The following is a 12,501-nucleotide window of genomic DNA, read 5'->3' as shown; positions in this document are numbered from 1 at the left end:
GTCACGATCAGAACCTCCCGCACAAGTAACTTCTGGTTACTCGTTACTGCCGACGGTACTGCGGATCGGACACTCGCGCCACGGAACGAGCCGCACATCTGGTGAACGCCAGGTAACAAAATGCCACTCGTGTGATTCAGCGTCACTCAGGACTCGATCAGACCCCACTTCGCGGCGCGCACCGCTGCCTGAACCCGCGAATTGGTTCCGGTCTTGACGAAGATGTTCTCGAGGTGGGTGGCGACGGTGCGACGGCTGACGAACAACTCCTCGGCGATCTCGACATTGCCCGCGCCCCTGGCCACCAATTGCAGTACCTGGATCTCCCGTGGGCTCAGATGGACACGATCGAGCGCCACCTGGTCCCCCACGACGCGCGAGCAGGCCGCGCTGGACGCCGCCACCACCTCGCGCACGCGATCGACGACGCCGGAATCCGCGAAGCTCATGTGCAGCAATCCGGTCACCTCACGGCCGGAGAACCCCAATGCGACCGACGCGCCCTCGGCGTACCCGGACGGCCGCAGAACATCGGTAACCATCTCGACCTGCTCGAATCGTGGCACGTCCTGCCAGAACACTGGCACGCCCGAAGCCTCGCGAATGATGCCGAAGAGATTGCGATCGGCGACGAAGTCGTCGAGCAGGAACTCGAGCACCCTGGCGTCGTATCCGGAACTCGCCAGAGCCCGATGCCGTCCGCTCGACGGGTCCCGGTACGTGACCGCCGCAGCCGAGTACGCGAGTCCACGTGTGCGGAGTTCTTCGGCGCACAGGCCGAGAATGCCGTATGCCCCGGCCGCCGGCGATCGCGGCGCGAACATGTCAGGTCCAGCGCCGCGATCAGGCAGTACAGACGTCATCACACCAATCTAGCCAATCGTGTGAGCTAGGCCACCACCAGTGAATCGGCCGGCTTCCTGTCCGCCCACGGACGCACCGCTTCGAAGTTCGCGGCAGTCCGCAGAACCAGTGCGTCCTGGCGGTGGCGTGCGGCGATCTGCAGCCCCACCGGTCGACCGTCGGCGGTGAATCCGGCCGGCACGGTGATCGCGGGGTTGTTGAGCATGTTGTACGGGTAGGTGAAGAGCCAATCGAGCAACTGCTCACGCAACGACGCGCCCTCGAGCCACGACGGCGCGAACTGACTGAGCGGGAACGTGGCCGAAGCCAAGGTCGGCGAGACCAACACGTCGTAGTCGTTCATGAACGTGGTCCACGTGTCCCACATGACGCCGCGGAATGCGTCGGCCCGCCCGACGTCGACACCGGTGAGCCGCTCGGCCTCGTGCATGATCTCGATCAGGTTGTCGTCGACCTCGCCGCGCTGGTTCTCCCAGTCGAGCAAGTCGTATTCGGAAGCGAAACCGGGAACCCAGATGCCGTTCCACATCGACTCCGACGGATTTCCCCACTGCGGGGTGGCCTCGGTGATCTGGGCACCCAATTCCTCGAATGCCGCCAGCGCGTCGAGGCACACCGCCAGCACCTCCGGATCAACATGGCCGAGGCCGAGATTCGTCGACCACGCGACGCGAAGCCCCTTCACGTCGCCCTTCGCCGCTTCGACGTACGAGGTCTCCGCACGCTCGATCGAGAGCGGATCCGCATTGTCCGGCCCGGCCATGATGTCGAGCATCAGCGCGTTGTCGGCGACGGTCCTGGTGATCGGACCGTGGTACGCCCAGTTGTAGAACCGCCCGGCCAGAATGGTCTGCGGAATGACGCCGGTGGTCGGTTTGAGCCCGACGACCCCGCAGAGCGCCGACGGGATACGCACCGATCCGGCGCCGTCACTGCCCTCGGCCAGTGGCCCGAGGCCTGCAGCCACGGCAGCCGACGCACCGCCACTGGACCCGCCCGCGCTGTTGCCGAGCTTCCACGGGTTGTGCGTCGGCCCGTACAGGTGGTTGTCCGTGCCACCGTAGTAACCGCTTTCGGGAGTGTTCGTCTTTCCCAGGAACAGTCCGCCGGCGCCGCGCAGCCTGTCCACGACGACGGCATTTCCCGTCGCGATGTTGTCGGCCATCGGCTTCATCCCGAACGTGGTCGGCAGCCCGTCGACCGCCGTCAGATCTTTGATCGTGAACGGAACACCGTGCAGCGGGCCGAGTTTCTCGCCCGATTCCTGTTGCCGTGAGAGTTCGGCCGCGTCGCGCGTGACCTGCTCACGATCGAACTGCACTATCGCGTTGATCGACGGATTGACGGCGTCGACGCGCTGGATCATCGCTTCGGCAATCTCGTTGGGCGAGAGACTGTTCGACGCGACCGACGCCGCCATCTCGGTAGCGGAGAGCCAATGCAGATTCTGTTCGGTCATGGGGTTTCCTTCGCCGGAGGGGTGATGCTCTCAGGCTAGGAAGCGCCGAACTCGGCCACCATCGGTCATGTGACCGATGCCACAATCCGCGACTGGCAAAAACCAGCGGCCCGGCCCCTCGAAAGGGACCGGGCCGTCGGTGAAGGAATACCTAGACGTTCTTGCTGAGCAGGCCCCAGTTCTCGAGACCGTCGTACAGCGGAAGGTCGAGGGCGAGCTTGGCGACGCGCGCACGCAGCGCCGGCAGATCCGCGTTGCCGGCCAGAGCGGTACCGATGATGTCGGCGACCTCGGTGAACTCGGCATCGCCGAATCCGCGGGTGGCCAACGCTGCGGTACCGATACGCAGACCGGAGGTGGTCATCGGCGGGCGGGGATCGAACGGAACAGCGTTGCGGTTGACCGTGATGCCGATTTCGTGCAGAAGGTCCTCACCCTGCTGGCCGTCGAGCTGCGAGTTACGCAGGTCCACGAGAACGAGGTGGACGTCTGTGCCGCCGGTCAGGACACTGATGCCCTGGTCTGCGACGTCCTTGTTGCCCAGACGCTCGGCAAGGATGCGCGCACCGGAAAGGGTGCGTGCCTGACGATCCTTGAACTCTTCACCGGCAGCGATCTTGAAGGTGACTGCCTTGGCCGCGATGGCGTGCATGAGCGGTCCACCCTGCTGACCCGGGAAGACAGCGGAGTTGAGCTTCTTGGCCCACTCCTTCTTCGCCAGGATCAGGCCGGAACGCGGTCCACCGAGTGTCTTGTGGACGGTCGAGGAGACGACATCCGCGTACGGGACGGGCGACGGGTGCAGGCCTGCGGCAACCAGTCCGGCGAAGTGAGCCATGTCCACCCACAGGTACGCCCCGACCTCGTCGGCGATCGCACGGAACGCCGCGAAGTCCTGCTGACGCGGGTACGCGGACCAACCGGCAACGATGACCTTCGGCTTCTCGGCGAGGGCGATCGAGCGCACCTCGTCCATGTCGATGCGGTGATCTTCCTTGCTGACGCCGTAGGACGCGACGTCGTACAACTTGCCGGAGAAGTTCAGCTTCATGCCGTGCGTGAGGTGACCACCGTGTGCAAGGTCGAGGCCGAGCAGCTTCTCACCCGGGTTCATCAGTGCCATCAGAACAGCAGCGTTGGCCTGTGCGCCCGAGTGCGGCTGAACGTTCGCGAACTCTGCACCGAAGAGTTCCTTCGCACGGTTGCGCGCCAGATCCTCGATGACGTCGACGTGCTCGCAACCGCCGTAGTAACGACGTCCCGGGTAGCCCTCGGCGTACTTGTTGGTCAGGACGCTGCCCTGAGCCTGCAGAACCGAGCGGGGAACGAAGTTCTCCGACGCGATCATCTCGAGCGTGTCGCGCTGACGAGCCAATTCACCAGCCATCGCCTCGGCGACTTCGGGGTCGAGTTCGGCAAGTGATGCAGAGTTGACGTCGGAGCCGGGCACAGCGGTCATCGAGGAATCTCCAAGCTGGATGCGGAAACGAATGCGTCCAGTCTACGAAGTTCGCTCCCGCCGTCTCCACCCGGCACTAGGCAGCACGCAGAGAGCTGGGGACCAGCGGCTCGTCGAGCAGCCTGCGGAAGCGTTCGGTGCGCTCTGCGCCCACCGGCACCTCGTCCAGCCAGCCCCCGAGCAGCCGGTATCCCTCGACATACGTGCTGGTGTACGCCCGCCACAGCGGTGAAGACAGGAACTTGAGCGATTGGCGAGCGCGTTCCGGCGTCGACAGCGACCACCGTTCGAGGAACAGTGCCACGTCGTCGAGGCTGCGCCCCTCGTCGTGCAACATCAGAGCGGCATCCTGACGAACACTCAGCAGTTGCCCCGACGCGGCGGAGAGCCGTTGCGCCTTTTCCCCGTCGAAAGACAAGCCGAGATCGGCGTAGATGTCCTGCGCCCACAAGCCCCACTCCGGACCGACGATCGCTTCCAGCGCCAGATCTGCGAGGCCTTCGGCCATGATGCACTGCGGCGTGTTGACCAGGAACAGTGTCTGCTCGAGCTGACCCGAACCGACCAGACCGGCTTCCTTACGGCAATGCTCGGTGTGATGGCCGGGGTAGGACTCGTGCGCGATCAGCCGCGGCAGGTTGGCCATGAACTGCGGCAGATCCGAATTGATCGCAACCTTGGAGCGGTAGTCACCAAGGTAGTAGTTGAAGCCGGACCACGGCTTGTCCCCCACCACTTCGTATTCGACGGTTTCCGACGCCGGAAGCCCGAACGTGCCGCGGACCAGATCGCGCAGCGCACTCGACATTGCCTCGACGCACTCGTTCAGTCTCGCCGCGGGGATCTCGTCGGCCTTGCGATGCGCCTGCACTCGCTGTGCCAGCGGTCCCGGACCGGGCAGAACTTCACCCATCAACCGGTGCGCGTCGCTGTAGGCGTCCTCGTTTCCCTTTTCGATTCGTACGTCGAAGTACGCCTCCACCTCGTCCACGAAGCCGATGTCCTCACCCGCGAACTTGCGCCCGGAGCATTCCAGGGCGCGAAGGTGAACGTCGATGAAGTGAGCGCGCTCGGCATTCAGACCACTTCCGGCCAGCTCGCCCCGCAATTCACGTGCCGTGCGGGCAAGTTCACGCGGATCGGGCTTCGGGGCGCTCTCGATCTGCTTACGCAGCGCGGGGTCACCGGTGAACGCGTCGACGAACCCGTCTTCGAGACGGTCGAAACCCAGTCCGAGCAGCAGATATTGGCGAACAAGTGTGTCTGGATCCATAACGACCGAGCCTAGCCGCTCGCTCCGGAATGCCACCCGGCGAAAGTCCCGGACGTGGCACCGAGCACAATCCGACTATGCACTCGGATCGTGCGCACACGCGCCTGGCTTGCTCGCATAGCTGTTTCGTCCGCCGGGCCCCGGGTTCACTACATGCCGGTGAGCTGGGCTGATGGCGCGCACCAACGAATCGAGTCCCTACGTCGAGTTCGACCGCAAGCAGTGGCGGACACTGCGTAAGTCGACGCCGCTGGTGTTGACCGAGGACGAGTTGTACGGCCTGCGTGGTCTCGGCGAGCAGATCGATCTCGAAGAAGTTGCCGAGGTTTATCTCCCCCTCGCACGTCTGATCCACCTGCAGGTGGCGGCACGCCAACGGCTGTTCGCGGCCACCGCGACGTTCCTCGGTGAGAAGCATCCCGACCGTCAGGTGCCCTTCGTCATCGGTGTCGCCGGTTCGGTCGCGGTCGGAAAATCCACGACTGCTCGTGTGCTGCAAGCTCTCCTGGCCCGCTGGGACCACCATCCACGCGTCGACCTCGTCACCACGGACGGATTCCTCTATCCGACCAGGGAACTCCAGCGTCGGGGCATCATGCACCGCAAGGGTTTTCCCGAAAGTTACGATCGCCGCAAGCTGTTGCGCTTCGTCACCGAAGTCAAGTCCGGGGCGGAAGAGGTAGCGGCGCCGGTCTATTCGCATACGTCGTACGACATCATCCCGGGCCAGTACCACCTGATCCGCCAGCCTGACATCCTCATCATCGAGGGCCTCAACGTCCTGCAGACCGGCCCGCGTCTGATGGTCTCCGATCTGTTCGACTTCTCGATCTACGTCGACGCCCGTATCGAGGACATCGAAGCCTGGTACATCCAGCGGTTCCTCGCGCTACGCAACACGTCGTTCGCCGATCCGAACGCTCACTTTCACCACTACTCCGGCCTCTCCGACCGTGACGCGACCATCGCGGCGAAGGAGATCTGGAACTCGATCAATCACCCGAACCTGGTGGAGAACATTCTCCCCACCCGCCCCCGCGCAACCCTGGTACTGCGCAAGGACGCCGATCACACGATCAACCGGCTGCGCCTGCGCAAGCTCTGAGACGGCTCAGGCGCCGAACCGGCGGTGGCGCGCCGCGTAGTCACGCAAGGCTCGAAGAAAGTCGACTCGACGGAACTCGGGCCAGTACGCCTCGGTGAACCAGATCTCCGAATAAGCGCTCTGCCACAACAGGAATCCGGAGAGCCGCTGCTCGCCGGAGGTGCGGATCACCAGATCCGGATCGGGCTGTCCCGACGTGTACAGATGCCCGTCGATGCCGTCGACCGTGACGGCCTGGATCAGTTCGTCGCCGCTCAGGCCCGCACCGATCTTGTCGCGCAGGAGCGATTGGACGGCGTCGGCGATCTCCTGACGCCCGCCGTATCCGATCGCGACGTTGACATGTGTCCCGGTTCGGCCGCTCGTCCCCGCCGCCGCTTCCCGCAAGCGCCTGGACTGCTCGGGAGGCAGAAGATCGAGAGCACCGACGATCTGCACACTCCAGTTCTTGCCGGGCCCGGAGATCTCTTCGACGACGTCGGTGATGATTTCGAGGAGGGTGTCGAGCTCTTCCGGCTCGCGGCGCAGGTTCTCGGTCGAGAGCAGGTAGATGGTTGCCATCTCGATTCCGGCGGCGTCGCACCACTCGAGCAATTCGGCAATTTTGAGCGCGCCCATGCGGTGCCCGTGACTTACATCGGTGAAGCCGTTCTCGCGAGCCCATCGCCGGTTTCCGTCACACATCACGGCTACGTGCCGTGGGTGCGCGAGACCGTCGAGATGACTGAGGAGCCGTCGCTCGTAGATGCTGTACAGCAGTCCGCGCAGATTCACCGTGACATCACCATGGTGTCAAAGACTACGCCCGGCAGTGGCAGCCACATGCGAGCGCCGTCACGCTTTTTGTACGCGTCGAAAACCCGCAGGTAGGTTATGCTACTGGTGCGTAACCTACGGTACCGTAGGTTACGTAATTCGCAACAGCACGGAACGAGAGGGGTTGCACATGACGGCATTCGGGCTCGACGAGCTTCCGGTCAAACCACGCATGCGCGGTTGGATCCATCTGTGGGCGCTCGGTGTCTCCGTCGTCGCGGGCATCGTTCTCGTCTCCGTAGCCGGCGCTCAGGTGGGCGCCAAGGCGGCTTGGGCAACCGCGATCTACAGCATCACGATCTGCGGCCTCTTCGGCATCAGCGCGACGTATCACCGCATCCAGTGGCAGACCGTCAAGGGCCGTACGTGGATGAAGCGTGCTGACCATTCGATGATCTTTCTCTTCATCGCCGGCAGCTACACACCGTTCGCCATGCTCGGCCTTCCCACCCACACCGGCAAGATCATTCTTGCGATCGTGTGGGCAGGTGCACTGGCCGGCGTTGCCCTCAAGATGCTCTGGCCCACCGCGCCGAAATGGGTGGGGGTACCGCTCTACCTTCTCCTCGGCTGGGCGATCGTTCCCGTGGTCGGTGAACTGACACACCAGGTCGGTGTGGCGCCGATGGTGCTGCTGCTCGTCGGCGGAATCTTCTACAGCGTCGGCGCAATTCTGTACGCGACAAAATGGCCCAACCCGTGGCCGACGACGTTCGGGCATCACGAGTTCTTCCACGCTGCCACTGTCATTGCAGCGATCTGCCACTACATCGCGGTATGGCTCGTCGTGTTCAACTGATTCGCCAGTTCCACCACCGTCGTCACCGGCCGATCACACACGAATCCCCGACAGATGTACGCGGCTTCACCGTCGTCGACAAGGGGGCGATCTGCAAGCAGCGGTGAAGAATCCGGCGCTCCGCCGACAACTACTGCACCGCCCGGGGCAAGCCGCCGGGCATCGGCCAACAGCGAACCTTCCCCGACGACGGCAACCTGTATCGGACCACGCAACGACGCTTCCGCCACTGTGAGCCAGTGTCCCGCCGACCGGGGCGCACGCTCGAGCGGCAGCGTGGCCCTCGCCAGCGCGTCCGCCGCGGCCTGGGCGTAACGAGAGGATCGATCGGCATCGGTCAACGCCGCCGCGGTCAACAGAGCCTCCGCGACGCTCGACGCACCGGACGGCGTCGCGCCGTCCAACGGGTCTCGGGGCCGTGTGACGAGGGACTCCGCGAAATCGGCCGTGTCGAACCAGCTTCCCGGCTCGGCCGGATCGGCGAAGTGGTCGAGCGTGACGTCGAGCAACTGCTGCGCCGCATCGAGCCACCGCGCGAATCCCGTTGCCTGGTAGAGAGCCAGGAGGCCGGTGGCCAACATTGCGTAATCCTCGAGCACTGCCGTCGGGGTGCCGACAGCCCCGCCGAGGGAAGCGCGACGCAAATGACCGTCCACCAGGTGAAGGTCGAGAAGAGCGCCAGCGCACTCGGCCGCCGCCGCGATCCAGTCGGGTCGGTCCAGGGCAAGTCCCGCTTCCGTCAAAGCCGTGACGGTCAACCCGTTCCAGGCCGTCACCACTTTGTCGTCGCGGCCAGGCTGTGGACGCTGAGCCCGGGCGGCGCGTAGAGCGTCGGAGACCGTCTGCCAGCGCGACCAGTCGTCGGGGTCACGGAGCAATTGCAGCACCGACGCACCCTCTTCGAAGGTTCCGGTATCGGTGACCCGGAACAAGTCCGCCGCCCACTGCCCGTCCTCCGCACCGAGTACCTCGACCAGCTGCGTCGGCGTCCATACGTACGTGAGGCCTTCGACGCCGTCGGTGTCGGCATCGAGAGCCGAAGCGAAGCAACCGTTCTCGGTCAGCAGATCGGAGAGCAAAAATCCTGCGGTCTCCCTGGCTATGCGGGTGGCCAGGTCCGATCCGGTTCGCCGCGCCAAGTGCGCGTAGAACCGCAGGAGCAACGCGTTGTCGTAAAGCATCTTCTCGAAGTGCGGAACCACCCACTCGGCATCGACCGAGTAGCGCGAGAATCCTCCGCTCAACTGGTCGTAGATACCGCCACGTGCCATTGCTTCGGCGGTGCGCTCGATGCCGCCGAGGATCTCGCCCGAACCCGTTCGCTCGAACTGTCGGAGCAGCCCCTCCAGTAATGCCGACGGTGGAAACTTCGGTGCCCCACCGAATCCCCCGCGCGGGATGTCCTCGTCACCGAGGATCGATCGACCCGCCGCGTTCAGCAACTCGGCGTCGATAGGCGCTCCGCCGTACGGAATTCCGCCAGACGCGCGCTGAAGTTCCGTGACGATCGACTGTGCCGCGTTGTCGACCTCGTCGCGCCGATTCGTGAAGGTGTCGGCTATCGCTTCGAGAAGCTGTGTGAACGACGGCATTCCGCCGCGAGGCGTCGGCGGGTAGTACGTGCCGCAGTAGAACGGTGAACCGTCGGGAGTCAGAAAACAGGTCATGGGCCAGCCGCCCTGACCGGTCATCGCGACCGTCGCATTCATGTAGACGGCGTCGATGTCGGGACGTTCTTCGCGGTCCACCTTCACACAGACGAAGTTCGCGTTCATGACAGCCGCGATCTCGTCGTTCTCGAACGACTCGTGCGCCATGACGTGACACCAGTGGCACGCCGAGTATCCGATCGAGAGGAGGATCGGCACGTTGCGCTCGCGCGCCCACTCCATCGCCTCTTCGCCCCACTGTTGCCAGTGGACCGGATTGTCGGCGTGCTGACGCAGGTAGGGGCTCGAGGACCCACCCAGGTTGTTCCGCAGCCGTGGGTCCATCGTCGCTACCTCGTTCGTCTCAGGATTCTTGCTTCGGCTTCTTCTCGGTAGAGACGTTCGGTTCCGCCGGGCTCGGAGCTGTGATCGCTCCCCGGTCGGTGCCTTCGTCTGCCTGCTGATCGAGTTCGGGATGATCCGGTTCGAACGTTTCCGGCAGCTTCTTGAGCTGGCGGTTCATCGACCGAACCAAGAGGATCACACCGATGAGCAGCGCAAGAATCACCAGCAGGCCGACCGGAGACGACTTTCCGAACTCCGGGCCGGATGGGTTACTCGGGGTCTGAGCAAGAAATTGTGTGGTGCCGAGAACTACCTCGGCGGACAGAGCATTCACTTCTGAGCGTCCTCTTCGAGACCTGCGAACAGGTCGGTTTCCGGAATGGACGTGGTGACCCGCGTCTTGGCGAGCTCGAATTCCTCGGTGGGCCAGATCTTCTGCTGAATATCGAGCGGCACAGCGAAGAACGAACCGTTGGGATCGATCTGCGTCGCGTGCGCACGCAGAGCGTCGTCACGCTGGGGAAAGTAGTCGCCGCACGTGACCTGAGTGGTCACCCGGACCATCATGTCGCCGCGCTCGGTCTTCCACTTCTTGAGCCAGTCCGCCATCGGGAACGGCTCACCGCGACGCTCGTACTCCTCCTGGAAGAGTTCGAGGCGCTTACGGATGAATCCGTGCGAGTAGTAGACCTTCTTGATTTCCCACGGCTGACCGTCCTCGGGGAAGTACTCGGGATCGGCAGCGGCCTCGTAGGCAGCCATCGACACCTCGTGGCACCGGATGTGATCAGGGTGCGGGTATCCGCCGTTCTCGTCGTACGTCGTGACGACGTGGGGACGGAACTCGCGAATCACCTTGACCAGAGCGCGCGTCGACTCTTCGAGCGGAACGAGGGCGAAGCACCCTTCGGGCAGCGGAGGAAGAGGATCACCCTCGGGGAGCCCGGAATCGACGAAACCGAGCCAGCGCTGCTTCACGCCCAAGATGCGAGCGGCCTCGGCCATCTCCTCCTGGCGAACTTCGCTGATTCGATCGCGGACACCGGGAACGTCCATGGCCGGGTTGAGAATGTCGCCACGCTCACCCCCGGTGAGCGTCAGGACCATCACTTCGTGGCCTTCGGCTGCATAACGGGCGGTGGTGGCCGCACCCTTGCTCGACTCGTCGTCGGGATGGGCATGGACGGCCATGAGCCGGAATCCGCTCACGTGTTCGTTCACCTCAACTTCACCTGTAGCCGTTGCCGGCAGTTCACTTGTAGCCGTCACCGGCAGTTCACCTGTAGCCGTCACCGGCAGTCTTCGAGTCACACGCTGTGCACCGCTCGGATTACTCCGGGTGGTTGCCGTCAAACGTACCGACTGCCGACAAACCTACCGACGGCGCGACGGGACACGTCCTCTATAGTTCCACCCGAGAGTTCCTGGCGCAGCCGTGACCCCTTCGGTAATTCGGCGGGACACAGTCAGTTGCTGCACGACACGTGAACTCGAGTCTTCGAGAGCAGAGTGATGAGCAAACCGCTTCCCCAAGATCGGTACCCGAGCACAACTCGCACGAGCAGTCCCCGCAAGTGGATGGTGTGGGCTCTGACCGCACTCGTCATCGTCGTAGGCGGCGGAATCGCGTACTACGCGTACGGAAAATTTGCGGTCAAGGAAATCGAGACCGAGACCATCTCGTTCGACATCGCCAACGACTCCACGGTGAAGATCCGCTTCACCGTCACACGCGACGACTCGTCACGTGACGCGATGTGCATCGTGCGCGCTCGCTCGAAGGACGGATCCGAAACCGGACGACGTGAGGTCTACGTCCCGTCCTCCGAGCATCAGACCCTCGAGTTCAACACCGAGGTCAAGACGTCCCAGCCGCCGGGCATGGCCGACGTCTACGGCTGTAGCTTCGACGTTCCGGAGTACCTGACCAAGAGCTGACCTCGGAACGCATCCACCCTGCCGGACGTTTGGCGCCGGACAGGGCGGGTAGTCATGCGTGATAGAATTGCCCGATACACGGTTCCGGGTGGAACCGTGTATTGCTGCATTGACGCAAGGTTTGACGGCAAGGTTGCATCCCTGGTGGTGCTTCCGAGTCGTTGTTCGCTGCTGTTGCAGCGATCGTCGAGGGAGCCCCCGGCTCCGACTACTAGGGAGTGATCGAGATGACCGAGACCCAGGTGACCTGGCTTACCCAGGAATCACATGACAGGCTCAAGAACGAACTCGACCAGCTCATCGCCAATCGCCCGGTCATCGCCGCCGAGATCAACGAGCGTCGCGAAGAGGGTGACCTGAAAGAGAACGGCGGCTACCACGCTGCCCGCGAAGAGCAGGGTCAGCAGGAAGCCCGCATTCGCCAGCTCCAGGAGCTGCTGAACAGCGCAAAGGTCGGCGAGGCCCCCACTCAGTCCGGTGTTGCACTGCCCGGATCCGTAGTCAAGGTCTACTACGACGGCGACGAGAGTGACACCGAGACGTTCCTCATCGCTACCCGCGAAGAAGGCGCACGTGACGCCAAGCTCGAGGTCTACTCCCCGAACTCACCGCTGGGCGGCGCGCTGCTCGAAGCCAAGGTCGGCGACACGCGTGAGTACAACCTGCCCAACGGCAGCACCATGAAGGTCACGCTGCTGAGCGCGGAGCCTTACCACAGCTGATCGGCTGTACCAGCTCTGAAAAGAAGCGCCACCCGACTCGGTCGGGTGGCGCTTCTTGCTCTGTCGGCGTTG

Annotated in this window: 12 protein-coding genes; 4 read left to right on the top strand and 8 right to left on the bottom strand. The window is 63.8% G+C overall.

The genetic code is table 11. From position 1 onward, the window contains the following. Positions 1–146: 146 nt before the first annotated feature. The 4 genes from H351_RS11865 to H351_RS11850 form a co-directional block, all read right to left on the bottom strand. Complete coding sequence (locus H351_RS11865) at positions 147–863, bottom strand: helix-turn-helix transcriptional regulator (RefSeq protein ID WP_029255852.1); 717 nt, start codon at positions 861–863, stop codon at positions 147–149. 26 nt (positions 864–889) lie between these two features. After that, positions 890–2,323, bottom strand: coding sequence for an amidase (locus tag H351_RS11860; protein WP_019744590.1), 1,434 nt, complete (start codon positions 2,321–2,323; stop codon positions 890–892). A gap of 151 nt (positions 2,324–2,474) precedes the next feature. Then, the gene (gene glyA / locus H351_RS11855) at positions 2,475–3,782 is read right to left on the bottom strand and encodes a serine hydroxymethyltransferase (protein ID WP_003945195.1); all 1,308 of its coding nucleotides are present in this window, start codon (positions 3,780–3,782) and stop codon (positions 2,475–2,477) included. Positions 3,783–3,858: 76 nt separating this feature from the next. Then, the gene (locus H351_RS11850; protein ID WP_020970259.1) at positions 3,859–5,055 is read right to left on the bottom strand and encodes a hypothetical protein; all 1,197 of its coding nucleotides are present in this window, start codon (positions 5,053–5,055) and stop codon (positions 3,859–3,861) included. 172 nt (positions 5,056–5,227) lie between these two features. Here H351_RS11850 and coaA point away from each other — a divergent pair, with 172 nt between their 5' ends. Then, on the top strand, positions 5,228–6,160 hold the full coding sequence (coaA, locus tag H351_RS11845) for a type I pantothenate kinase (RefSeq protein ID WP_003945270.1): 933 nt from the start codon (positions 5,228–5,230) through the stop codon (positions 6,158–6,160). A 6-nt stretch (positions 6,161–6,166) separates the two neighbouring features. On the opposite strand, the gene H351_RS11840 is transcribed toward coaA, so the two are convergent. Then, on the bottom strand, positions 6,167–6,934 hold the full coding sequence (locus tag H351_RS11840; RefSeq protein ID WP_003945211.1) for an isoprenyl transferase: 768 nt from the start codon (positions 6,932–6,934) through the stop codon (positions 6,167–6,169). Positions 6,935–7,106: 172 nt separating this feature from the next. Here H351_RS11840 and trhA point away from each other — a divergent pair, with 172 nt between their 5' ends. Continuing rightward, a complete protein-coding gene (trhA, locus tag H351_RS11835; protein WP_020970260.1) occupies positions 7,107–7,775 on the top strand; it encodes a PAQR family membrane homeostasis protein TrhA in 669 nt (222 codons plus the stop codon). On the opposite strand, the gene H351_RS11830 is transcribed toward trhA, so the two are convergent. From H351_RS11830 to mca, 3 genes are read right to left on the bottom strand one after another with little or no spacing between them, the layout of a single operon-like run. Then, positions 7,742–9,769 carry a thioredoxin domain-containing protein gene (locus H351_RS11830; RefSeq protein WP_029255853.1) on the bottom strand — a complete coding sequence of 676 codons (2,028 nt, stop codon included), beginning with the start codon at positions 9,767–9,769 and terminating at the stop codon, positions 7,742–7,744. The genes trhA and H351_RS11830 overlap by 34 nt on opposite strands. A gap of 19 nt (positions 9,770–9,788) precedes the next feature. Further along, positions 9,789–10,103, bottom strand: coding sequence for a hypothetical protein (locus H351_RS11825; protein WP_007726381.1), 315 nt, complete (start codon positions 10,101–10,103; stop codon positions 9,789–9,791). Further along, positions 10,100–10,978: a mycothiol conjugate amidase Mca gene (gene mca / locus H351_RS11820; RefSeq protein ID WP_020908526.1), complete on the bottom strand. Its 879-nt coding sequence runs from the start codon at positions 10,976–10,978 to the stop codon at positions 10,100–10,102. Before mca ends, H351_RS11825 begins: the two co-directional genes overlap by 4 nt. Before the next feature lie 303 nt (positions 10,979–11,281). On the opposite strand from mca, the gene H351_RS11815 reads away from it, so the two are divergent. Both H351_RS11815 and greA read left to right on the top strand, forming a co-directional pair. After that, positions 11,282–11,707: a DUF4307 domain-containing protein gene (locus tag H351_RS11815; RefSeq protein ID WP_021345049.1), complete on the top strand. Its 426-nt coding sequence runs from the start codon at positions 11,282–11,284 to the stop codon at positions 11,705–11,707. Positions 11,708–11,934: 227 nt separating this feature from the next. After that, positions 11,935–12,429, top strand: coding sequence for a transcription elongation factor GreA (gene greA, locus H351_RS11810; RefSeq protein ID WP_007726385.1), 495 nt, complete (start codon positions 11,935–11,937; stop codon positions 12,427–12,429). The last annotated feature ends 72 nt before the right edge of the window (positions 12,430–12,501 follow it).

The sequence above is a fragment of the Rhodococcus erythropolis R138 genome (genome assembly GCF_000696675.2).
GTDB classification, from domain to species: Bacteria; Actinomycetota; Actinomycetes; order Mycobacteriales; family Mycobacteriaceae; genus Rhodococcus_F; species Rhodococcus_F erythropolis.
The sequence above is the reverse complement of the archived record's forward strand: the minus strand, read 5'-3'. Positions and strand labels throughout refer to the sequence as shown.